Genomic DNA, 23,596 nt, shown 5'->3' with positions numbered 1-23,596 from the left:
ATTTATTAATCGATGAGATCTGTTGAAGAGTTTATGGATGTTTCATACCGTCAAATAAAAGCGTTTGTAGAAGTGGCCAAGTCATCAACCTTTGCTGAAGCCGCGGTAAATCTACATTTAACACAGCCAGCTTTGTCATCGGCAATTAAAAAAATGGAAGAGCAGTTAGGCGGTAAGTTATTCCAACGCAATACACGCAATGTAAGCCTAACACCAGAAGGAGAGGTGTTGTTTCCAAATGCTTTGAGGCTACTGCACGACTGGGACAATACTTTTTCTGATATTCAAAATTTGTTTGCTATGGCGAAAGGGCAGCTTACCATTTGCGCTATGCCGTCATTTGCCGAGTCTCATTTACCGAATATCTTGTCAGTATTTCATCAACGAATTCCAAACGTAAACTTACGAATTGTCGATGTAGTAATGGAACAGGTAATTCATGAAGTTACTACTGGACGCAGCGAGATTGGGTTCTCGTTTGAGCCAGAGCGCAAAGATGGTTTAGTGTTTAAAAGCCTTTTTGCTGATGAGTTTGTTGTTGTGACCAACAAAGCACAATCAGCCCATTTAGGGGACAAGTTGCATTGGCAGGACTGTCTAAAACTTCCATTGGTAATGATGAATAGGGGATCTGCGGTACGCCACTGGACTCAATCTAAGCTAGCACAATATGGTGAGCTAAATATAATCGCGGAAACGGGGCAGCTATCTACACTAGGAAAGCTTATTCTAAATGGTTTAGGTATATCTATTATGCCGGCGATTTGTAAAGCGCAAATGGAGGGATTGGGGCTAGTAACAAAAGAAATTAGTGACATGCCTCTGGTGAAAAATATTGGAATAATTCGAAATGCGCGAAAAGGGTTATCGCTGCCGGCTCAATCAATGTGGAACATGGCCGTAGCGCATTATGAGTGAAATAATGCGCTTTATAGTTTCTAAGAAAAGGTTCGACCTACCACTTCTTCTTAGGTGCGAACAACTCGTCTAATTCGTCCCTTTCTTCTTCTTGCTTCTTGGCGCGATCTTTTTCGTTCACGCTCTTAAGGTTACTTTGGATTTCGTGCAACCACTCGTTAAGTGCAGCAAGTTTAGACGTTGAGTATTCGTCTTGAGGGTTTTGATTTTCTAGTGCGTTTTTCGCCTTTTCAAAATACTGTCTGGCTGACCCAAGCATATTAGTTTGAAGTGCAGCGCGGCCGCGCTTAATCAATGTTTCTACATTTACTTTTACCTGCAAGCGTTCAAGCTGCTTATCTTCATCCATGAATACTTTAGAATCAATTTGCCCTTTGCTATGTTCTGAACGAAGAATAATGCGCAGTTTCTTAACGGCCTGAATGTATTGAATGATCATTTTGTCGTTGTCGGGTAACGCGAAATCGTTAGTGATACCGCTATTGTCCGAAAGAGCAGCAGCGGTTGCTTGCTCACTGCTTGAGATACGCTGTTTTAGTTCAGATGTACTCGATAAATCGTTCATTGCTTTCAAGGCATTTAGAATACGATTGTGAAGTATGCCCATAATGCGCGAAGAAACAGGCATGTTTACACAGGCGGCAATAACGTTCTCAGTTTCGTCGACAATAGTACGCTGTTTGGCAAGTTCAGTTCTGCGCTCAGCCTCTTGCTTTTGACGATGTTGTTGCATTGCATTGATAAAGATAGCTGCGATTAGCAAAACAACAATTAATATAATAATAATCACGTACATGCGTGTGTTTCCGTCTGTTTTTTATTTTTTATAACGTTAACGTATTACTACGTACGAGCGTTACTTTTTGTATTACTTAATGTTATCGGTCAATCTTACGGTATTTTTACTTCAAATACACTTCCACCGAGACTCCCGCCGTTGGAAAGGGCGATTGAGCCCACTTTATCTCCTTGAGAATGCGCGTTTGCAATTAACTTCGCAAAAAATAACCCCAATCCCGTTCTTCCTTGGCTTAACTCAAAGTCACATAGCTCTTCGTGGCTTTTAGTCAACATCGCTTCAGGATAGCCACGACCATCATCCTCTATTTTAATGGTCATGAAGTCGTTCTCGTCTGCTTTGGCACTTACTATTATTTGGGATGTTCCATAGCGCATTGCGTTAATGATTACATCGTTTAATAACAAATAAATTAACTCACTGTCTAAGTACCAGCTAAGGTCATCTTCGATAGCGATGCTTATATCAATATTTTTCTGCGATACATATAACGCATTAGAGCCAACAACATCCTCAACCAAATCTTTGATGAAACTTTCGTCAACGGTAATGGGTAAACTTTCTAATTCAGCCCTGTACAAAGAGAGTACTTGAACAAGATTGGTGTTGAGCCTGGATGCTTCATAATGAACACTCGCAACCTGCTCTCTAGCTTTCTCGTCTTGAGGAGAAAGGGCGTCGCTGAGTGTTTCAATAGATTGAATAAGGAGAAAAAGTGAATTTTTCATATCGTGCACAGCAGCTGCCAACACCGATGAAAAATCAATTGTGGATGTAACTTGTTTACTGCTACTCATTATCTATCTAACACCGTGCTTTTTAATCACCTACCCATAATGTAGAAGAAATCGGATAAAGGCGAATAAATCCCACTCGAAAATGTAAAAATTCAATTATTTTCAACTTTATAATGCCAATTTCGTAATAGCAACTAGTAAAAAAAGGTGGTTTTGGTTATAACGGAGGGAGTACAGTGTCAGTCTATCGCATTAAACGGTGTAAAATATGAAGCTACAGCAACTACGGTATATCGTAGAAGTCCTCAATAACAATTTGAACGTGTCAGCAACAGCAGAAAGTTTATATACCTCACAGCCGGGTATCAGCAAACAAGTTCGCATGTTGGAAGATGAACTAGGTGTTCAGATTTTTGGCCGTAGCGGTAAGCATTTAACACACGTAACAGACGCCGGTAATGATGTAATCAATATAGCTCGTGAAATACTAGCCAAAGTAGAGAGTATTAAAGCGGTAGCAAGGGAGCACACGCTTCCAGATCAAGGTAAACTAAATATTGCGACTACGCATACGCAAGCCCGTTATGCATTACCTGATGTTATTCAGGGTTTCATGAGCAAGTATCCAAAAGTGTCATTACACATGCATCAGGGCACGCCGTCTCAAATTAGCGACCTGGCTGCCAAAGGCGAAGCCGATTTTGCTATCGCTACCGAGGCTCTCCACTTGTACAACGATTTAGTCATGCTTCCTTGTTATCACTGGAATCGCAGTGTAATAGTAAACAAAGACCATCCGTTGTCGAAAAAGGGCACTATCGATATTTCAGACATTGCCAAATATCCGTTGGTTACTTATGTTTTCGGTTTCACCGGGCGCTCTGAATTAGATCAAGCGTTTGAAAGAGCAGGGCTAACACCTAAAATCGTGTTTACCGCAACAGATGCCGACGTTATTAAAACCTATGTCCGCTTAGGTGTCGGTATTGGTGTTATTGCGTCGATGGCGGTAAGCGAAGAGTTAGATGATGATCTTGTGAAGATAGATGCAAGTCACCTGTTCGATTACAGCACGACGAAAATTGGTTTCAGAAAAGGGTCGTTCTTAAGAAGTTATATGTACGATTTCATTGAGCGTTTTGCGCCTCACCTGACCAAGGACAAGGTTGAGAAAGCTATGATGCTGAAAAATAACGAAGAAGTAGAAAAAATGTTTAAAGGCGTGACGCTTCCAGTAAAGTAAACGCAGCGCTTGTTGAAAACGTTTTAAAAAGGGGCTAATTGCCCCTTTTTTGCGTTTCACATATTGTCTAGTTAGAGCGCGGCGCTAACATTCGATAATATTTACCGCGAGCCCACCTCTCGCCGTTTCTTTATACTTAGTCTTCATATCGTTGCCAGTATCGCGCATAGTTTTAATAACCTTATCTAGTGATACTTTTTGCTCACCGGTTCCGCGCAGTGCAAGACGAGAAGCATTAATGGCTTTGATTGCACCCATGGCATTTCGCTCAATGCACGGAACCTGAACCAAGCCACCCACGGGGTCACAAGTAAGGCCGAGGTTGTGCTCCATACCGATTTCCGCAGCGTTCTCTACCGAGGCAGCTGTGCCCCCCATAATTTCAGCTAACGCGCCTGCAGCCATTGAACAAGCGACGCCTACTTCTCCTTGGCAACCTACTTCAGCACCTGAGATTGACGCATTTTCTTTATAGAGAATACCAATAGCGCCTGCGGTAAGCAGGAATCGGCTTGCTACTTCTTCATCAACAGGTCGAATAAACTTATCTACGTACTGTAGAACCGCCGGAATGATGCCCGCTGCTCCATTTGTTGGTGCAGTTACAACACGGCCGCCAGCTGCATTTTCTTCGTTTACAGCTAAAGCAAACAAGTTAACCCAATCCATAGTCTGCATAGGGTCGTTTGTGTGTTCAGTTTGAAGTCGACGGTATAGTCCAGGCGCACGGCGAACTACCTTTAGCCCACCAGGTAAAATACCCTCGCTTTCGATACCTCGCTGAATACAGGCTTTCATCACTAACCAAATGTTGTGTAGCTGTTGCTTCACTTCGTGCTTGGGCCTGAAAGTTGATTCGTTACGTAGCATCAGTGAACTAATGCTTAAGCCGTTAGTTTTACACAGAGCAAGAAGGTCACCGGCCGTTTTAAAAGGGAAGGGTACTGATGCTTGCAGGCTGGCTGCATGCGCTTTGGTCGCATCGAAGTCTTCGTCTTTTATGATAAAACCACCGCCAATACTGTAATAAGTTTGTTGTTTTACAAGCTCATCTTTCGCGTACGCATAAAACGTTAAGGCATTAGCGTGTTTGGGGAGCGTTTTACGGCGGTGAAAAACAATGGCGTTCTTGTTAGGAAAGCGCACTAATTTCTGGCCATTAAGGCAAAGCTTTTCCGTGTTGCGTATTTCTTCAAGTTTAGTCTCGATGCTGTCCACATCGACAACGTCTGGAAGTTCTCCTAGTAAACCGAGGATAACAGCTTTTCCTGTTCCGTGGCCGATACCGGTTTGGCCTAATGACCCAAACAGTTCAACTTTCACGCTATCCACTGAATCAAAAAGCGCAGCTTCCTGAGCGAGTTCGGTGACAAACTCGGCGCCTGCTTTCATTGGTCCTACGGTGTGCGAACTCGATGGGCCAATGCCCACGCTGAACATATCAAATACACTGATCATAAACTTTCAAAATTAAAACAAAGTAATAGTAAGATCATGCATCCACCACGGAAAAACCACAATACAGAAAAGCTAATAAAGGGATTAGTTTTGCTAATACGCTGTAAAGTTTAATTTATAGTACACGCAAGAGCGGTCAAGCAAATACAAAGGCTAAGGGTGAATATGATGAGATAAATTGCGTAACATTGCCGCCGTTGCGCCCCATATCATGCGGTTTTTCCATGGGATAAAGTAAATTGGAAATGCCTTTTTATCGCGATGCGTCGTGTGAACTAAATGATTTCTTCTCTCTAAAACATGTGCGAGAGGCACTTCAAAAGCGCTTTCTACCTCATTTTTGTCAATAATCGGTGTAAAGTCAGGATTTACAAAGCCAACAACTGGCGCAATTTCATATCCGCTGATTGTTCGGTATCTAGGCAACATTCCTACTACGTCTACGTGAGTAGCGGGTAAACCAACTTCTTCTTCAGCTTCTCTAAGTGCCGCGTCAAAAAAAGAATTGTCAGCTTCGTCGACCGCTCCGCCTGGAAAACTGATTTGACCTGGATGATGCTTAAGGTGGTGCGCTCGTTCGGTAAGCAGTAGTTGAAGCGAATTGCCATAATCTATCAGGGGGATAAGTACTGCCGCAGGGCGCCCTGTTTTTCGCAACGGAAAATCTGGCTCGGTGTGAGGCTGCCTTAAGTGGTGAAACTGTGATAGAAATTCGTTCTTTGTCATAGATATTTGTTTACAACCTATATGCTTACCTTTGTGCTAGCACATTACATACAAATACTGTGCTATTGGTTAATTGATTCAAGTACTGGCAGTATTCTAGACACTTTATCTAGGGTTTCTTGATATTCTTCGTTAGAAACAGAATCTAGCACAATACCACCACCGGCCCAGCAATGTAATCGACGGTTCTCTGCCAATACGGTTCTAATACAAATACTTGAATCCATGTCTTCACGAAAACCCATATAGAACACGCTACCACAGTAGATATTCCGGCGATGTGGCTCTAGCTCATCGATAACTTCCATCGCGCGGATTTTCGGTGCTCCAGTTATTGACCCCCCAGGAAATGCTGATGCCAGAAGCGATAAAGGCGAAGAAGATTCATTCAATTCACCAGTTACCGTACTTACTAAATGGTGCACAGCCTGATAACTTTCAAGAGCAAAGAGTGCGGGTACGTTCACCGAGTGAGGTTTGCAGTGCTTTGAAATATCGTTGCGCAACAGATCTACAATCATGAGATTTTCTGCACGGTCTTTTTCTGCTGAGAGCAAGCTCTGAGCACTGGCGGCATCTTCTTCTTTGTCTTTAAATCGCGGGCGTGTACCCTTTATCGGTTTTGTTTCTACAACCCCATCTCTAACGCGTAGAAAGCGTTCTGGTGAAATGGAAGCAATACAGCCTTGGGGCAGGTTATAAAAAGCTGAAAATGGCGCTTGATTTTGATTGCGTAGCTCACAATATGCTTGCCACATATTCCCTTCAAACGCTGCGCTAAAACGTTGCGCCATATTTACTTGGTAGCAATCACCGGCACGCAAATAGGCGTGTATTTTATCCAAACAAGCTTCATATTCCGTTTTAGACAAATTTGATTCGAACCGCGACGTTAACTTGAAATTTGGCTCAGGTGATTCGTCGTTGAACGAAGAAAAAAACTGAGTCAGCGGTTGACTGTCAACGGAGCAATAATAGATATAACCTGTTTTTGTATCTTCAATAAGTGAACGAAGATAAAGGCCAACCGCGAAATCAGGGGTTTCGTAGTCATCTTTGGCGATGCTTGGCATCGTTTCATAAAAGCGCCCAGTATCATAGCCTGCCATACCAGCCACACCGATAATAAAAGGGAGGTGCGCTGTATTTACACTGGCATGTATCTCTACATTTGAAACGCGCGCATGTAAGTGTGCTTGCACCGCTTCAAAGGGGGGCAATGTCAATTGCTGACGCTTTGAAGTGTTTAGTTCGATGAGTTGAACCTTATCACCTTTTGCTTCGATAACTGCGGAAGGCGAAAATGCCATAATATTGAAGCGACCTTCACTTTTAGACGAACCAGAAGTATCTAGTAAAAGGGAATATGGGTGTGTAGAGACTCGCTTAAAAAGTGCATTGAAAACGGCTGCGTTCTCGTCACAATTTAGCGCTAATTTATCGGCTAATTCCTCTGCAGTGAAACGGGAAACATGAACGTGAATAGTATCTGCGTGTGACATAGGTGTTTTCTGTACTTCTTTTTATCGTGGGCGTTTGGTGCTTAAATTAAGCACAAACTTCCTTCTATTTTTAACTGGCGTTAACAAATAAAGACTAATAACCGATGACATTAAGCTGCTTTTTCAGATATCCCTTCAGCATAGTTTTTAAAAATGACTGGAATTAGCCACAAGCACATGGTTTTACATGGTGCGTTGTCTTTAGATGCGCTAGTATACGCTTTTTTAGCTAGCTAAGACCACGAAAGCCAAATAAAAAGAGGATGTCATGACCGTTATCCGTCAACAAGACTTCATTGACAGCATTGAAGATGCCCTGCAATTTATTTCTTATTATCACCCGCTCGATTACGTTAAAGCCGTAGAAGAAGCCTATAAAAAGGAAAAGAGCCAAGCCGCGAAAGACGCGATGGCGCAAATTCTTATCAACTCACGCATGTCTGCAGAGGGTAAGCGCCCTTTGTGTCAAGACACGGGGATCGTAACCTGTTTTGTTAAAGTTGGTATGGGTGTGACGTGGGATAAAACTGACATGACCGTTCAAGAAATGGTTGATGAAGGTACACGTCGTGCATACCTTAATCCAGACAATCCGCTTCGCGCCTCTATCGTTGCTGACCCTGCCGGTGCGCGCAAAAACACCAAAGACAATACGCCATCTGTTGTGCATATCGACATGGTTGCGGGTGAAAAGATCGAAGTGATGATCGCGGCTAAAGGCGGCGGTTCTGAAAACAAGTCTAAAATGGTAATGCTTAACCCAAGCGATGATATTGCTGACTGGGTAGTAAAAACTTTGCCAACGATGGGGGCAGGCTGGTGCCCTCCAGGTATGCTGGGAATAGGTATTGGCGGTACGGCTGAAAAAGCAGCGGTACTTGCAAAAGAAAGCCTTATGGACCCAGTAGACATCCAAGAGCTTATAGAGCGCGGCCCGCAAACTACCGACGAAAAACTTCGCTTAGAAATTTTTGACCGCGTAAATAAATTGGGTATCGGTGCGCAAGGCCTAGGTGGTTTAACGACCGTTGTTGACGTTAAGATTAAGTCGCTACCTACTCACGCTGCGTCAAAACCTGTAGCAATGATCCCTAACTGTGCGGCGACTCGTCACGCACATTTTTATCTAGATGGTTCGGGTCCAGCGGAGCTTACGCCACCTAAATTAGAAGATTGGCCAGAAGTAACTTGGGAAGTGAGCGAAAACACTCGCCGCGTTAACCTTGATGAAGTAACAAAAGAAGATATCCAAGAGTGGAAAGTAGGAGAAACGGTACTGCTGTCAGGTAAGATGCTTACCGGTCGTGATGCTGCTCACAAGCGCATTCAAACCATGATGGAAAATGGTGAAGGTTTACCAGAGGGCGTTGACCTAACTAACCGCTTTATCTATTACGTTGGTCCTGTTGACGCTGTAGGTGACGAAGTGGTTGGTCCGGCTGGCCCGACAACGGCTACCCGTATGGATAAGTTCACTGACATGATGCTAGAGAAAACAGGCCTTATTGGCATGATTGGAAAAGCAGAGCGTGGTCCAGCAACCGTTGAATCAATTGCTAAACACAAAGCGGTTTATCTAATGGCAGTTGGAGGTGCAGCGTACCTTGTATCTAAAGCCATTAAGAAATCTCGTGTCGTAGCTTTCGAGGACTTAGGTATGGAAGCAATTTACGAGTTCGACGTAGAAGACATGCCAGTAACCGTTGCAGTAGACAGCACGGGTGCCAATGCTCACAAAAATGGTCCGGCCATTTGGAAAGCAAAAATTGAAGAGCTTGATGCCTCGCTATCTAAATAGATAGAAAGGCAAAACTTAAGATGAGCCGTTCTGCTTAAGAAAGCTAATTAGGTTTTTCATCACAGTATAAAAAACGGGTGCAATAGCACCCGTTTTCATTTGTGTAGTTTCATTTTTTTTAAAGGTGTACGTGCTAGACGTTTTGCCCCAATTTCATTTTAAATTTATACCAGTTGGTATATTTATCTGATTTTGTTTATAGTGCTGTACAAAATAACAGTATGAACGTGCACTATGTTAATTAACCTTATTTCTAGCGAACCCGTTTCCTTTCTAATAGCCTTCGTAAGTGTGTGTGCTTTTTCACTTTATTCATTTATTCGAGGCCAGGCGAATGCCACCAAGATAACGCAGCTTTCGCAAATCAATGAGCAGCTACAAAATGCTTTGAATAGCGAGCGTATTGCTATTGCCAAGCTTCAAGCACAAAACGATGCGCACCAAGCAAGAATTCAGGCGCTCCATGCTGCGCATGAAGATAAACTTGCGTCTATGAATGCATCTGAACAACGTTTGCATACGCAATTCGAAAATCTAGCAAATCGCATATTCGAAGAAAAGCAACAGCGTTACACGCAACAAACAAAACACAATATAGAAGCTGTTTTGGCACCATTCAAAAACGAGTTAGATGGTTTTAAACGTCAAATCTCAGAACAACACATACGTGAGGGGCAGGAGCGAGCCTCACTTAAAACAGAGATTCTAAGTTTAAAGGCTCTCAACCAGAAAATTACGGAAGAAGCTGCAGCGCTGACCAATGCACTAAAAGGTGACAATAAAAAGCAAGGAAACTGGGGCGAAGTAGTGCTTGAGCGGATACTCAAAGAATCTGGTTTACGCGAGGGTCATGAATTTGAAACACAGATGTCAGCAACATCAGAGCACGGCAAGCGATTTCAACCAGATGTCGTGGTGCATTTGCCAAATGATAAAGATGTGATCATAGATTCAAAAGTAAGTTTGGCGGCCTATGAAAGGTATTACAATTGTGATGATGAAGCTGAGAAAGCGCAATTTTTAAGTCAACATGTAGCTTCTATAAAAGGGCACATCAAAGGCTTAGGCGCGAAGGACTACCAAACGCTTAAAGGCATAAAGACACTGGATTATGTGTTACTTTTCATTCCCATTGAGCCTGCATTTCTGATTGCTGTCGAAGAAGAACCAGATTTAGTCACAATGGCACTTAATCACAACATCATGTTGGTTAGCCCAACTAATTTACTGGTTGCACTGCGTACTATTAATAACATTTGGCAGTATGAGTACCAAAATCAAAACGCACAGCTTATTGCTGAACAAGCAGCAAAGCTTTATGACAAGTTCGTTGGGTTTGTGACGGATATGGAAAAAGTAGGTAAGTCGATGGATACCGCTCACGCAAACTACGAACAAGCAATGAATAAGTTAACCAGTGGAAGAGGGAACTTGGTAAGGCAAATAGAAAAGTTTAGAGAACTTGGCGTACAACCCAGTAAGCGAATGTCTCAGCACTTACAGCAACTTTCTCAAGACGATTAAAAAAGGCCGCAATTGCGGCCTTTTTTCTCTTATCAAAAAACGTTATGAACGTTTCATGCGTCTACGTAGGTAAACTGCTGGAGCAAGAAGCAATGCAATCCAGCCCATTGAACCACCACCCGATGTATCGTTTACACGAATTGTTACGGTTTCTGTCGTAGTATCGATGCCGTCAGTCGCAGTTACTTCAACCGTTACCTGACGAGCCTGTTCATGACTTGGCGCGGTGTCAGTGATTGATGATGTAGCCATACCATTTACGGTAATAGTAACGTCGTCACCGTCCGGGTCAGTTGCAGAAGCCGTCACGGTGTATGACTCACCCTCATCTACACTTGTTGGTGCAGAGATTGAGATAACAGGTGCGTCTTGCACACCCGCAACCGCTACAGTTACTGTGCCTTCGCCAACAATATCACCTTCTACCGGCTCTTCATTTTCATCAATGGTACCTTCAACACGCACGGTATACGTGAATGAATCTTCACCGAAGAAGTTAGTATTTGGAGCGTAGGTCACCGTACCATCTTCATTTACTGTAACTGTACCGTTTGCAGGCTCAGTAGTTACTTCAACAGTCGATGGATCAAGCGGCGCTTTATCAATAGTGATTGGCGTAAACGTACGGAAGTCACCTGAAAGCGATTCCATGGTAAATGTGTTGATGATTGTGCTGTCCATTTCATTAGCAAGGATGTTAGCTGTTACCGACGCATCTTCGTTAACTGTCAACATGTCATCCATATATTCGCTTGAAGGAACAACGGTACCGTTATAGCTGAACTCAATTTCATCACCAGGAGATGATGCTAAAATGAATTCATCACCTGAAACAGGTAACGTTCCTTGTGCCCCCGCAGATGTTAACGCACCTAAAGTAAAGCCAGCTGTACCCGTTGGATTCTCGAACCCAGCAACAGTAGCGTATTGAGGGCTATCCATATTTCCGTATACGAAGTGGATGGTATCAAAAGCAAAATCATACCAAATTTGGAAGTTAAAGCTTGTATCAGGAATACCCCACAGCTGTGCATTTTCCCATTCAATTACAAGCAATGAACCATTAGGACCATTCAAGCTAGCAGCATATAAGTTACCTGTACCTTCATCTCCTGCGTCAGTACCTAATAAATCAAGGTCTGTCCAGAAAGGTGCTAGTACATTGTTAGGTTCATTACTGTTTGGCATAACAGCAGGCGTAGGCGTTGTTACGTTTCCTGAAGATGTCCCCAAAGATATATAACCGTTTGAAGAAATCTGCATTGAGGTGTATGCCTTGCCTAGATACGTCATCTCAGGAAGGTCTGAGATAGTGATTGAGGTATCATCACACGAACCTGAACAGGTTAGAGGTTGTACTCCCAGCGCGGCCATTGGAAGGTAACCACCCGTTAGTGCAGCAATAGTAGTATCTGCGTCTAATGAGTAAGACGAGGTGTTCAACGCACCTTCCCAGTAGATTTGACCTTTGTCAGCATCGTAGGATACAGGCTCTTGGTTTCCGTTCTTAACCGCAGCAATAGTAGATGGATCAATCTCGAACTTGTGGTCTACTGTTCCTGTAACACCAATCATGCCAGTAACATTTTGGTTTGTCGCTGATGCAGAAACTCTAACCAGTTGACCTTCTTCAGCCACTTGCGTACTAACGTCACTGCTAAATAATTCAGGTCTATCTGTGCTGATTGGATAAACTGCAACGGGAATAAAGTAATCCGTTGTTGTATCGTCTGTGTCTGCCCAGTTAATGCCCCCGAAAGACCATGACCCAGTTGAAGCCGTTGTAACGTCTACTGCAACCATGATTTCAGCAGATGCACCTGCAGGTAGCGTTGCCATTTGCGGCGTCACTGTTGCCGAAATTGCTGGATCATTGAACATAGCTGTTGCATCAACAGTTATGTCTTCATCGCTGGTGTTAGTTACCGTGATAGACATTTCACAGTTCAAGTAGCAATTACCATCTACAAGGCTTAGGTCGCTATAAGTTAGCTCAACTGTCGTTGCGCGCGGCAAGTCTAAACGGCCAGCACCCATGTCGAAGTTGTCTGCTTGTGTAGTCGCATCTTCTTTTAGTACGTCACGAATTGAAGAGGTTACTAGCGCGCTCTTAATTTGTTGTGCAGTCCAATCAGGATGCATTTGTTTAAGAAGTGCAGCTGCTCCTGCAACGTGAGGCGATGCCATCGAGGTACCGTTTTTGAACGAGAAGCTCTCACCTTCGTGTCCTGGTGCATCTGGAGATTCACCAGAGAAAATACGCGTACCAGGAGCGGCAATGTTGGGCTTAAGGAATGACGGATCGCCATTCGGTCCACGAGAGCTGCTTTCATTCATGATGTCAGCAAGGCTGTCTGAAACAACGCGAACAATGTCACTTCCAATGGTTACGTTTAGTGCTTCGTCTGTTGCTACCGCTAAAGACGCAAGTTCTTGCCCTGATGTCGCAGGAAGCATAAGTGAAGGAATGGTTTGTGCTTCACTCAGGCCGCCCATTAATATTGGCGCTTCACCGCGTCCATCGACATTGTGAACAAGAACAGCAGTTGCACCAGCAGCCTCTGCGTTCTCGATTTTTGTTACAAAGCCACATGTACCACGGCTGATAAGCGCAATTGCACCGTCAAACGCGCCTGCAGCAAATGCATCACAACCTTCAACGTTTGCCGCATCTACTTCACCTGCATAAACAACCGGTGCGGTAATTGGGCTATCAAATACAATGGCTGGATTGCCTACAGAATAAAGTGCTGGAATTGAACCGATAGTGGTGTCACCTTCAATTGTCACTTCATTTGCAAATAGACGACCCGTTGTTGTGTTTGCAACGGTGATTACATCTTCTGAGCAGCCAGGGCAGCCAATCGTACCTTCATTTGGACCGTCATTACCCGCTGCGAAGACGGTAACCACGCCAGCATCGTGCATTGCTTCAAGTACGTCTTCATAAATAGAGCCGTTGGGGTTGCCGCCAGCGCCGCCGCCCCACGAGTTATTTACAATGTCGGCGCCGTCTGTAAGCGCGGCTTCAAGCATTGATAAGAGCATTGAAGAGGCACCACTAGAAGACGCTGGGTTAGCAGGTGTGGCATACAAACCTTTGTAAACCATTAGGTAAGCGGCTGGAGCAACACCAGATATCTCTGCTTCAGCACCGTCTCGCTCTGCCATTACTCCGTAGTTACCTACAGCTGTACCGGCTACGTGCGTACCGTGTCCATTGAAGCCTAGCGGGCTTTCATATTCTTCCTCAACAACAGCGAAGCCTTCTACGATATCAGCGGCACGAGCAACAATAAGTTTGTTGTTACAAAAATCCGGTACTTCTGAACAGTAGTCGTCAGTTGGTAGCGTATCTGCAGGAGGCGCTTCAAAGTTCTCACCACTAAATAGTGGGTTCTGAGGGCGAATACCACTATCGATGATAGCAACCTTTACACCTGCACCAGCATTTTCTTTACCACCCAGCTGTTCCCAAGTTTCTACGGCACCAATGAGGTCCAAACTTGCGTCCATTTGTGCGTGATGAATGACGTCAGGATATACTGCTTTCACCGTTGACAGGCTTGAAAGCTGATCAAGAGCACTTTTTGAAACGATACCCGCAAAGCCATTGAACGCAGCCGTATATGACATATCAGCTTTAAATGACTTGTCGAAAGACTTGATAGATTGAATAACGGATTGCTGTTGCGATTCAAGGAATGACTTATATTCCTTTGCTGCGCTTGACTCAAAATTAACCTTTTTACCTTTGTGCGCAGCCATACTGCTTACACTTGGGTTTACAGCGCTGAATTGCGCCATCGGTACATCAGTTAGCTGGACGATAACACGTACACTATCGCTATTTGCTTGAATGGCATTTGCAAGAATATTCTTCTTGTCGAAAGACGCCTCAATGGCATTTTGTTGCTCTACGCCGTAACCAGATAGTTGATTTGATATAGCTAAAGCACCAAAAGCTGAGCCCGCTAATGCGGTAGCAATAACTGTACTTAGGATTGTTTTTTTCATAATTATTCTCGTGTGAATAGTTCCCTGGAGCCCAACGATTTTCTTGTTTGCTTCAAAGGTCATTCGCCTCGTTTAAAACGCAACTTATCGTTGTGACTATCTATTACTAGCACACTTTTTTTCTTTTTGTAACGTGTGTTTCTGCAATACACAATTTACACATTTTGTTACATTTAACGGTGAATAGACGTTGCATAGATAACTTCCTTTTTTACTTGAAGTTATACACCGACGTGGTTTGGCATCCTAAGTTGTAAAAATCTAAATACTTTGTCCACTTAGACGAATAAGAAACGTCTGTCCTACGTGATTTTCATATTTTTTACATAAGGTTTACGTTTTTAGGACGAATATCCTTTTCATTTAGACTAATTGAGTATGTCTATTTCACCCATTTGAAAAAATGCCAATGAATAAGTAGGACGCTCCTGCATTTTCTCAACTAGCATATTGGTATCACTATAAGTCGCTATTAACCCTCATATTTAAGGGGAACAAACGTGAAAGACAGAAATCATTTGGCCGAAGTAAAAACAACAAATAAGGTCGAAATTATTACTAAAGGGGTTGTTGATATCCCAATGCTGCAAATCCTTTCTGCCGAAGGTGAACTCATTGAAAAAGCAGTTGAACCTGACCTCAGCAAAGAAGAAGCATTAAAAATATTTAATACCATGCATTACATTCGAGTATTGGATGAACGTATGGTGGGTGCACAGCGTCAAGGTCGTATTAGTTTTTACTTGGCCAGCACAGGTGAAGAAGCGGCGTCAGTTGCAAGTGCTGCAGCACTCTCAGATGACGACATGATCATGTCTCAGTACCGTGAGCAAGGCGCATTAGCCTACCGCGGATACACCACAGAACAGTTCATGAACCAAATGTTTAGCAATAAAGACGACCCGAATAAAGGACGTCAAATGCCTATCCATTATGGTGACAAGCCACTTAACTTCATGACTATATCTTCACCACTAGGCACACAGATCCCTCAAGCATCTGGTTACGCCTATGGCCAAAAAATGTCGGGTAAAGATGTGGTTACTATCTGTTACTTCGGTGAAGGTGCAGCGTCTGAAGGAGACTTCCACGCAGGGTTAAATATGGCTGCTGTATTAAACTGCCCAGTTATTTTCTTTTGCCGTAACAATGGCTACGCCATTTCAACACCAGCAGAAGAGCAGTTCGCGGGTGACGGCATTGCTTCTCGTGGCTTAGGTTACGGTATTAAAACTATCCGTGTTGATGGTAACGATGTGTTAGCCATTTATGCGGCTACTAAAGAAGCCCGTCGTATTGCCATTGAAGAAAAGTGTCCTGTACTTATTGAAGCCATGACATATCGTTTAGCGGCACACTCCACGTCAGACGACCCAACAGGCTATCGCTCTCGTGAAGAAGAAGATAAGTGGCGTGCAAAAGACCCTATCGCTCGTATGGCGAAATGGTTAGAAAGCAAAGGCTGGTTTGACGAGGCTGAGAACCAAAAGCGCGTCGATAAAGCAAGACAAGACGTTTTAGCAGCAATGAAGAGTTGTGAAAAGACTGACGTATGTGCCATTGAAGACATTGTCGAAGATGTATACGACACAGCACCTTGGCATTTAAAAGAACAACTCAGTGAATTGAAAGCGCATATTAAGAAGTACCCGAAGATGTACCCTAAAACAGCAGGGAGAGTAAAATAATGGCTAAGATGAATCTACTTCAAGCAATTAATAATGCACTCATCACAGCCATGACCGAAGATGAAAAAGTAATGGTCTTTGGTGAAGACGTGGGCCATTTTGGTGGCGTGTTCCGTGCAACCAGTCACCTTCAAGAAAAATTTGGTAAGGCGCGTTGCTTTAACACGCCGCTTACTGAACAAGGCATTATTGGCTTCGCGAACGGCTTGGCCTCACAAGGCTCTGTACCTATTGCTGAAATTCAGTTTGGTGATTACATTTTCCCTGCATTCGATCAAATTGTGAATGAGACGGCTAAATGGCGCTACCGTTCAGGCGGTCAGTTCGATGTTGGTACGCTAACAATTCGTACACCTTATGGTGGCGGTATCGCAGGCGGCCACTACCATAGTCAATCACCAGAGGCATTCTTCGCTCACTGCCCAGGGTTAAAGATTGTTATCCCTCGTGACCCATATCAGGCGAAAGGTTTGTTGCTTGCGTCAATTCGCGATAAAAACCCCGTATTGTTTATGGAGCCTAAACGTCTTTACCGCGCTTCTGTATCGGAAGTGCCTGAAGAAGATTACGAACTGCCATTAGGTAAGGCAGATATTGTTCAAGAAGGTAGCGATATCACCTTGTTAGGGTGGGGCGCGCAAATAGAAATTCTGCAAAAAGCTGCAGAAATGGCCTTAGAAGATGGTGTGTCGTGTGAAATCATCGATTTGCGCAGCATATTACCGTGGGACGTTGAAACGGTTATGCAATCTGTAATGAAAACAGGTCGCTTATTGATAAACCACGAAGCACCGCTAACGGGTGGCTTTGCGAGTGAAATCGCAGCGAGCATTCAGGAACGTTGTTTCTTATATCTTGAAGCGCCTATTGCGAGAGTGTGTGGTTTAGACACGCCGTATCCTTTGGCGCACGAAAAAGAATATATGCCAGATGAAACGAAGACGTACGAAGCCATAAAACGTACGCTTCACTACTAAGCCGGGGGACGATGAAATGACGATTGAATTTATCTTACCGGACATTGGTGAAGGTATAGTTGAATGTGAACTTCTGGAATGGTTAGTTTCTGAAGGTGAGCATATAGAAGAAGATCAACCTGTCGCGGAAGTAATGACCGACAAGGCTACCGTGCAAATTCCTGCAATGCATGCGGGTGTGGTTAATAAACTGCATTACGCGGTAGGCGATATTGCTAAAGTGCACGCCCCGTTATTCTCTATGACGCCAGATGATGCCGACGCTAACTCAGATACTCAAGAAGACGCGCAAGCAGAAGTAAAAGACAATGCGGCTGAAACAGCGACAGTGAATGACAATGCTTCTTCAAGCGCTTCAAACGGCAAACACATTGAAGACTTTATTCTACCAGATATTGGTGAGGGTATAGTTGAATGTGAGATTGTGAAATGGAATGTGGCTGAAGGCGATGAAATAGAAGAAGACCAAGCCGTTGTAGAAGTAATGACCGATAAAGCAGTGGTAGAAATACCTGCTAAAAACGCAGGTACCGTGCATCGCCTTTATTACGCGCAAGGCGATATAGCGAAAGTGCATAGTGCATTGTTTGCGTTAGAAGTTGCCGGTGAAGTCACAACTACTAGCGGTACTAATGACGAATCACCATCGGTAAACAACAGCGCTTCAAGCGTTGCATCTCAAAGTTCAGTGAACACGCAAACAAACGGTGCAAGTCAGCAATCAGCGCAAGTTGCTCCTTCAAAATTCAGCGACGGTGAATACGAGCCACCTATCACTATAGAAGGTAAGGTGTTGGCTAGCCCCGCGGTAAGACGTGTTGCAAGAGAAAAGAATATCGACCTTTCTACTGTGGAAGGCTCGGGTAAAAAGGGGCGGATCCTTAAGTCTGACGTGTTGAATCTACAACATTCGAATGTTGACACGTCGTCTCAAAATACGTCATCTTCTGCGCCAAGCTCATCTACCGCAGAAAAAGGTGATTTGAATAGCACAAGCACTGTGGGTAAAGGCAGCGTTAGAACGGAAAAAGTACGCGGTATTCAGGCAGCTATGGCGAAGCAAATGTCGGCTTCGGTCTATACTATCCCGCACTTCACAGTCAGTGACGAGTTGGTAATGGACAACTTGATGTCGCTACGCAAGCTGCTTAAACCTGAATTTGAAGCGAAGAACGTAAAACTCAGCTTTATGCCGTTTTTCGTTAAAGCAATGTCATTGGCACTTAATGAGTTCCCTGTAGTTAACAGTCAGCTTAACGAAGACGCCACTGAGATAAGCTACTTCGCAGATCACAATATTGGTTTTGCAGTAGACTCTAAAATTGGTTTGCTTGTACCGAATATTAAGCGTGTTCAAGACCTATCTCTGTTAGAAATTGCTGTTCAAATGCAGGATATTATCGAACAAGCCAGAGCGGGCCGCGTGGCTGGCGAGCACCTTAAAGGCGGTACGATTAGTATCTCTAATATCGGTGCAATAGGCGGTATTACCGCAACGCCAGTAATTAATAAGCCTGAAGCTGCTATTGTTGCCCTTGGCAAAACGCAGAAACTTCCACGCTTTGACGATGAAGGGAATGTTAGCGCGCAAAATATCATGGCGGTTAATTGGTCTGGCGACCACCGTATTATTGATGGTGCGACTATGGTGCGATTCAATAATCTATGGATGAGTTACCTAACTCAGCCGGAAAAAATGTTGATGCACCTTAAGTGATATCATCCAAAGCAATTTGATTTGCAGTAGCAATATTTTTAAAGGGCCAATAGTAAAACTATTGGCCCTTTTTTGTTTTGTATACCTCAAAGCGCGTTGACGTTATTATAGAGCACTACAAAAAAACGAAAATTTTACTGAGGTTTTGTGCTTAGTTATCAACATGCCTTTCATGCGGGCAACCACGCTGATGTCATCAAACATCTTTGTTGGATTGGCGTTATCAACGCATTAAAGAAAAAAGATAAACCTTTTACGCTTTTTGACACCCACGCAGGCGCGGGTGCGTACGATCTAACCGATGCCATGTCGTCAAAAAATAAAGAGTACGAGACAGGTATATCTCGTTTGCTTATAGATGATAAAGGCGTTCAGGACTTGCCAAATTTGTTGGCCGACTATTTATCGTTGTGTGAACCGTTTTTAGCAAAACAACAATATCCGGGCTCACCGGCAATAAGCGCAAAAGCGAAAAGGGATGGTGATAATTTACACCTAATGGAACTTCATCCGGCGGAATTCGATAAATTAGACAACAACGTATCCCGTTTACGTACCCTTAATAGCCACGTACACAAACGAGACGGATATGAAGGGCTTCGTGCACTCACGCCACCTAAACCCAATCGCGGTGCTATTTTAATCGACCCTCCTTATGAGCGCGTGAATGAATATAGCGACCTTGTTAAGGGTGTGGAACAGGTATTTAAACGCTGGCATCAGGCACAAATCGTAGTGTGGTATCCACTACTTTCAGAGAGGGCTGGCGCCAAAAGTGGTGCAAGTGAAACTATGAGCGAGAAGCTTGCAGCATTAGGTAAACCCTGTTTTAAAGCAGAAATATGCGTGGAAGAAAATACCGCTGATGCCGGAATGTATGGTTCTGGCGTATTCGTTTTGAACCCGCCTTGGCAGCTAGATACTAATTTAAAAAGCGCGTTAGAAAGCGTTGTTGGTATGCTAGGTGAAAATAAAGCAGGTTATCACGCTACAGCGCATGTTACCTGGATAAACGAAGATAATTGATTGCTGTGCAGTTTAACAATGGTAGTCGTATTGTTGCTGATTAATCTGTTTCAAAAAGTCACTAAAAGTGTGAAGTAAAAAATATGTCGCAACTCAAAGGCCTAAAACATTTCTATATACCTGATGAGCAGTCGATATATTTGCTATCCCATGCGGATGCGAAAAAACTAAAAGACTGGGTAAACCTTTGCATTTCACAGTTAGAAGGGTTGGGTTACAGTGACATCGAACTTTTAGGTAAAGGGGCCTTTGGTTTTGCGTTTGCAGGGAACGCGCCAAGCGGTGAATCACGGGTATTTAAGTTTTCGCGAATAACGTTGCCGCAGCATGTGCAAGATAGACTAGAAGAGGAAGCATTTATGCTTTCTCACGTTAATCATGAGTTTGTGCCACGGTTTATTGAATATCAACAAATACGCAAACAATCCATCTTAGTTATGGGGCGCGCACCTGGCGAAGACCTAGAAAAGGTCAGCTTGAAAACAGGCCCACTTTCGCCCCGTATTATCGTCAAAATTGCAGTGCAGGTCGGCGAACTTTTATCCAGTTTTCGCCAATACAGTGAAAATGGAGAAATTAAACCCATTGTGCACGGAGACATAAAGCCCTCGAATCTGGTTTGGGATGCCGAAAATGAATCGGTTGGATTGATTGATTGGGGCTCTTCAGTGTTCGCACAGACTGACATCACTGGGCAATATGTGGGTAACAATGTAATGGATTTAATGTCGGGTGAACTGCATCAAACTAATGCTCGACTTGGCGATGTTTATTTTATTGGCGAGGAGCAGCTTAATGGCGCACTCTCCAGCCCCCGCTTCGATGAACAAGGCTTGGCCAGTACATTATATGCATTGGCATCAGGGCAATCGTGTCGTTACGGAAGCAAGGTTATTACACCTTCATCCCTTGGTCTTCCTAAAATGCTTGCTAATATCCTTGAGCACATGCTCAGTGAAGATCCAGAAAAGAGAAGACAAGGCGGAGATTACCTGTTTAATCATCTCCACGTTTTGAAGAATATGGTTTTCACTCAAGACAAGCCAACACAATATACTCCGTTAATCCCTACATGGCTGGCCCACACTCAGAACCGTGCTGATATTGAAACCGTTGTTTACAGCTCTCGAAAATCTTACCTACGCCAACAGGCAAGACTGTCTGACTCGTTAGATGAAAAAGACGTAGAGGAACTTCGTTATATAGACGATGCGCAATTTGACCGCTACTACAAAAACTATTTACAGGGCATGGGGGATACCGAAAAAGCATTTGTTTCTGCAATAAGCAGACTAGGCCGTTACCCTGTAGTTGGCGGTATGGCTGTGCGCTGGGAGCCAGAAGGTATATATGTCGATTCAAGCTTGAATTTATATGATGAATCAATGAAAGCAGCGTTTGATTTAGCAGTGAATAATGTCATTAATTTAGCAAGGGCTATTCACAAGCCCGCGGTGTTCAAATGTTGTATGTTCAACGCCAAAAACACGCTACACATTGAACGCGAAAGTGAAGATGAAGACTTTAAACCAGCAGGCGGTATGTTTATTCCCTACGAACTATCACGGGTTTCTGCACAAAAGGATGAAAGCCGTACTCACTCATATTTCGAAGATGGCGATGATCCGGACGAACTATTAAAGCTGCCTCAGGAGATTATCGATACCATCGTTCAACTTAATACAATACATCACACTGGTTGTATTATATTTGAAGCATTACCGCGGCATTTGAAAATTCACAACTATTACACGTTGCTTGATCACAGCCAAGAAGAGCGCTTCCACGCATTATTAGCGCAACTCGTTCAGCAAATTCCCAAAATAAAAGGGCTAGGCATTTCAGGGTTTATGAAGTTACCCTATAAAGATACGCGCTTTTTCGAGCATAAAGCAAAATTGCCTGAAAAGTACTACCCGCGAAACCCAAAAGCAGTAATTGAAGAGAAAGTACAACATGTCTGAGATTAAACTATCGTCACTTTTTGAACTCGAAACAGTGGAAGCTGGCATCTATCGAGGTCAAAGCTGGGATTTAGGCTTCCGCGCCTTGTTTGGTGGACAAGTTTTGGGGCAAGCGTTAGCAGCTGCATACGAAACAGTGGAGGCTGGTAGAGTCGCACACTCATTCCACACTTATTTTTTACTACCAGGCGATGCTAAAAAGCCTGTAGTTTACGATGTTGAAGTAGTGCGAGACGGCAGAAGTTTCTCTGCTAGACGGGTTAAAGCCATTCAGGATGGTAGAAATATTTTCTACATGACAGCGTCTTTTCAGGTTCCTCAAGATGGCATGGAGCATCAAAACCCAACAATGCCAGATGTGCCTGCGCCGGAAGATGTGCAGTCTGACATTGAATTCTATGAAGCTAACTTCAATAAAATTGCACGGCCTATGCAAGAAGCGTTGAGCTATCATAAACCTGTAGATATCCGCACGGTAGATGCAGCTAACTCTTACCAGTCAGCGAAACGCGAACCGACGCGTTATATTTGGTTAAAAGCAAGAGACACAATGAATGCATCACTGACTGTTCATCAAGCTGCGCTTGCTTACGCGTCAGATTATCACTTTCTCAGTACGTCGCTTCAACCACACGGTGTTGCGGTAACCGATAAATCACTTCGAATCGCAACTATAGACCATGCTATGTGGTTCCACCGCCCAATCAATATGAACGAATGGTTATTGTATGCAATGGAGAGTCCTTTTAGCGGAGGCTCTAGAGGTTTGGTACGCGGACAAATATTTAACCAAAATGGTGAACTTGTTGCGTCAACCATGCAAGAAGGATTAATGAGAAAAGTAGACGAATAGGGAGAGGGTAATGCGCTACAAATTAGGTTCTACATCACCGCTTGTTGATGAAAGTACGTTTATAGCGCCAGGCGCACATGTTATTGGTAATGTTGAACTCAAAGTGGGTTCAAGCGTTTGGTTCAATGCGGTTATACGCGGCGATATGGACAAGATAACCGTTGGTGAAAATACGAATATCCAAGATGGCAGCGTATTACACACCGATGCAGGTATTCCTTTAGTGCTAGGTGAAGGGGTAACAGTAGGACATAAAGTCATGCTTCACGGCTGTGAGATTGGTGACTATTCCTTGATAGGAATTAACGCTGTCGTATTAAACGGTGCAAAAATTGGAAAGTACTGCATCATTGGCGCAAACGCTTTGATAACGGAAAACATGGAAATTCCAGATTACAGTTTAGTAGTTGGAGCGCCTGGTAAAGTCATTAGAACATTTGATGAGAAGATCGAACCCAAACTAAAAGCGTCCGCTGAACATTACGTAGATAACGCCAAAACATATAAGTCATCATTACAGCCAGTTGATAGCTGAAACTAAGACTGGGCTGTTCGTGATATTTTGAATCCCCATAAAAAATGCCCAGAACAAACGTTCCGGGCCTAGGGGAATGGCTCATTGCTGAGCCGTGCGCTAACTTTTACAGGG

At 43.7% G+C, this 23,596-nt stretch carries 17 protein-coding genes; 11 read left to right on the top strand and 6 right to left on the bottom strand.

What is annotated here, in order from left to right:
- The first annotated feature begins 33 nt into the window (after positions 1-33).
- On the top strand, positions 34-918 hold the full coding sequence (locus F0261_RS01595; protein ID WP_171337045.1) for a LysR family transcriptional regulator: 885 nt from the start codon (positions 34-36) through the stop codon (positions 916-918).
- A gap of 37 nt (positions 919-955) precedes the next feature.
- Here F0261_RS01595 and F0261_RS01590 read toward each other — a convergent pair whose 3' ends face one another.
- On the bottom strand, positions 956-1,714 hold the full coding sequence (locus tag F0261_RS01590) for a hypothetical protein (protein ID WP_014979324.1): 759 nt from the start codon (positions 1,712-1,714) through the stop codon (positions 956-958).
- Positions 1,715-1,809: 95 nt separating this feature from the next.
- On the bottom strand, positions 1,810-2,514 hold the full coding sequence (locus F0261_RS01585) for a sensor histidine kinase KdpD (protein WP_171337044.1): 705 nt from the start codon (positions 2,512-2,514) through the stop codon (positions 1,810-1,812).
- A gap of 208 nt (positions 2,515-2,722) precedes the next feature.
- Here F0261_RS01585 and cysB point away from each other — a divergent pair, with 208 nt between their 5' ends.
- Positions 2,723-3,697 (top strand): HTH-type transcriptional regulator CysB, encoded by a 975-nt coding sequence (cysB, locus tag F0261_RS01580; protein WP_014949524.1) that lies wholly within the window; start codon positions 2,723-2,725, stop codon positions 3,695-3,697.
- Positions 3,698-3,781: 84 nt separating this feature from the next.
- On the opposite strand, the gene F0261_RS01575 is transcribed toward cysB, so the two are convergent.
- From F0261_RS01575 to pabB, 3 genes are all read right to left on the bottom strand, one after another.
- The gene (locus tag F0261_RS01575) at positions 3,782-5,155 is read right to left on the bottom strand and encodes an L-serine ammonia-lyase (protein ID WP_014949525.1); all 1,374 of its coding nucleotides are present in this window, start codon (positions 5,153-5,155) and stop codon (positions 3,782-3,784) included.
- Positions 5,156-5,308: 153 nt separating this feature from the next.
- A complete protein-coding gene (locus tag F0261_RS01570; protein ID WP_171337043.1) occupies positions 5,309-5,881 on the bottom strand; it encodes a CoA pyrophosphatase in 573 nt (190 codons plus the stop codon).
- Between the two features lie 62 nt (positions 5,882-5,943).
- Entirely contained in the window at positions 5,944-7,383 is a 1,440-nt protein-coding gene (pabB, locus tag F0261_RS01565; RefSeq protein ID WP_171337042.1) for an aminodeoxychorismate synthase component I, read from the bottom strand.
- A gap of 268 nt (positions 7,384-7,651) precedes the next feature.
- Here pabB and F0261_RS01560 point away from each other — a divergent pair, with 268 nt between their 5' ends.
- Entirely contained in the window at positions 7,652-9,181 is a 1,530-nt protein-coding gene (locus F0261_RS01560; RefSeq protein ID WP_014979327.1) for a fumarate hydratase, read from the top strand.
- A 234-nt stretch (positions 9,182-9,415) separates the two neighbouring features.
- Positions 9,416-10,705: a DNA recombination protein RmuC gene (gene rmuC, locus F0261_RS01555; RefSeq protein WP_171337041.1), complete on the top strand. Its 1,290-nt coding sequence runs from the start codon at positions 9,416-9,418 to the stop codon at positions 10,703-10,705.
- Positions 10,706-10,747: 42 nt separating this feature from the next.
- Here the strand turns inward: rmuC and F0261_RS01550 are convergent, their stop codons facing one another.
- A complete protein-coding gene (locus F0261_RS01550; RefSeq protein WP_041449973.1) occupies positions 10,748-14,722 on the bottom strand; it encodes a S8 family serine peptidase in 3,975 nt (1,324 codons plus the stop codon).
- 500 nt (positions 14,723-15,222) lie between these two features.
- Between F0261_RS01550 and F0261_RS01545 the strand changes: the two genes are divergently transcribed.
- The 7 genes from F0261_RS01545 to F0261_RS01515 all read left to right on the top strand — a co-directional run bounded on the left by F0261_RS01545 (position 15,223) and on the right by F0261_RS01515 (position 23,482).
- Positions 15,223-16,410: a thiamine pyrophosphate-dependent dehydrogenase E1 component subunit alpha gene (locus F0261_RS01545; protein WP_014976583.1), complete on the top strand. Its 1,188-nt coding sequence runs from the start codon at positions 15,223-15,225 to the stop codon at positions 16,408-16,410.
- Positions 16,410-17,387: an alpha-ketoacid dehydrogenase subunit beta gene (locus F0261_RS01540; protein ID WP_014949532.1), complete on the top strand. Its 978-nt coding sequence runs from the start codon at positions 16,410-16,412 to the stop codon at positions 17,385-17,387. The genes F0261_RS01545 and F0261_RS01540 overlap by 1 nt, the downstream gene beginning before the upstream one ends.
- Before the next feature lie 16 nt (positions 17,388-17,403).
- On the top strand, positions 17,404-19,104 hold the full coding sequence (locus F0261_RS01535; protein WP_171337040.1) for a dihydrolipoyllysine-residue acetyltransferase: 1,701 nt from the start codon (positions 17,404-17,406) through the stop codon (positions 19,102-19,104).
- Between the two features lie 147 nt (positions 19,105-19,251).
- Entirely contained in the window at positions 19,252-20,130 is an 879-nt protein-coding gene (locus F0261_RS01530; RefSeq protein WP_014979332.1) for a 23S rRNA (adenine(2030)-N(6))-methyltransferase RlmJ, read from the top strand.
- Positions 20,131-20,213: 83 nt separating this feature from the next.
- On the top strand, positions 20,214-22,094 hold the full coding sequence (locus F0261_RS01525) for a phosphotransferase (protein ID WP_014979333.1): 1,881 nt from the start codon (positions 20,214-20,216) through the stop codon (positions 22,092-22,094).
- The gene (gene tesB / locus F0261_RS01520; RefSeq protein WP_014949536.1) at positions 22,087-22,947 is read left to right on the top strand and encodes an acyl-CoA thioesterase II; all 861 of its coding nucleotides are present in this window, start codon (positions 22,087-22,089) and stop codon (positions 22,945-22,947) included. Before F0261_RS01525 ends, tesB begins: the two co-directional genes overlap by 8 nt.
- 10 nt (positions 22,948-22,957) lie before the next feature.
- Positions 22,958-23,482 (top strand): gamma carbonic anhydrase family protein, encoded by a 525-nt coding sequence (locus tag F0261_RS01515; protein ID WP_014979334.1) that lies wholly within the window; start codon positions 22,958-22,960, stop codon positions 23,480-23,482.
- The last annotated feature ends 114 nt before the right edge of the window (positions 23,483-23,596 follow it).

The sequence above is a fragment of the Alteromonas sp. 07-89-2 genome, assembly GCF_013113925.1.
GTDB lineage: Bacteria > Pseudomonadota > Gammaproteobacteria > Enterobacterales > Alteromonadaceae > Alteromonas > Alteromonas macleodii.
The sequence above is the reverse complement of the archived record's forward strand: the minus strand, read 5'-3'. Positions and strand labels throughout refer to the sequence as shown.

Coding starts and splice junctions, on each gene's coding strand:
- F0261_RS01595 (WP_171337045.1), top strand. CDS start 34: ATGGATGTTTCATACCGTCAAATAAAAGCGTTTGTAGAAGTGGCCAAG.
- F0261_RS01590 (WP_014979324.1), bottom strand. CDS start 1,714: ATGTACGTGATTATTATTATATTAATTGTTGTTTTGCTAATCGCAGCT.
- F0261_RS01585 (WP_171337044.1), bottom strand. CDS start 2,514: ATGAGTAGCAGTAAACAAGTTACATCCACAATTGATTTTTCATCGGTG.
- cysB (WP_014949524.1), top strand. CDS start 2,723: ATGAAGCTACAGCAACTACGGTATATCGTAGAAGTCCTCAATAACAAT.
- F0261_RS01575 (WP_014949525.1), bottom strand. CDS start 5,155: ATGATCAGTGTATTTGATATGTTCAGCGTGGGCATTGGCCCATCGAGT.
- F0261_RS01570 (WP_171337043.1), bottom strand. CDS start 5,881: ATGACAAAGAACGAATTTCTATCACAGTTTCACCACTTAAGGCAGCCT.
- pabB (WP_171337042.1), bottom strand. CDS start 7,383: ATGTCACACGCAGATACTATTCACGTTCATGTTTCCCGTTTCACTGCA.
- F0261_RS01560 (WP_014979327.1), top strand. CDS start 7,652: ATGACCGTTATCCGTCAACAAGACTTCATTGACAGCATTGAAGATGCC.
- rmuC (WP_171337041.1), top strand. CDS start 9,416: ATGTTAATTAACCTTATTTCTAGCGAACCCGTTTCCTTTCTAATAGCC.
- F0261_RS01550 (WP_041449973.1), bottom strand. CDS start 14,722: ATGAAAAAAACAATCCTAAGTACAGTTATTGCTACCGCATTAGCGGGC.
- F0261_RS01540 (WP_014949532.1), top strand. CDS start 16,410: ATGGCTAAGATGAATCTACTTCAAGCAATTAATAATGCACTCATCACA.
- F0261_RS01535 (WP_171337040.1), top strand. CDS start 17,404: ATGACGATTGAATTTATCTTACCGGACATTGGTGAAGGTATAGTTGAA.
- F0261_RS01525 (WP_014979333.1), top strand. CDS start 20,214: ATGTCGCAACTCAAAGGCCTAAAACATTTCTATATACCTGATGAGCAG.
- tesB (WP_014949536.1), top strand. CDS start 22,087: ATGTCTGAGATTAAACTATCGTCACTTTTTGAACTCGAAACAGTGGAA.
- F0261_RS01515 (WP_014979334.1), top strand. CDS start 22,958: ATGCGCTACAAATTAGGTTCTACATCACCGCTTGTTGATGAAAGTACG.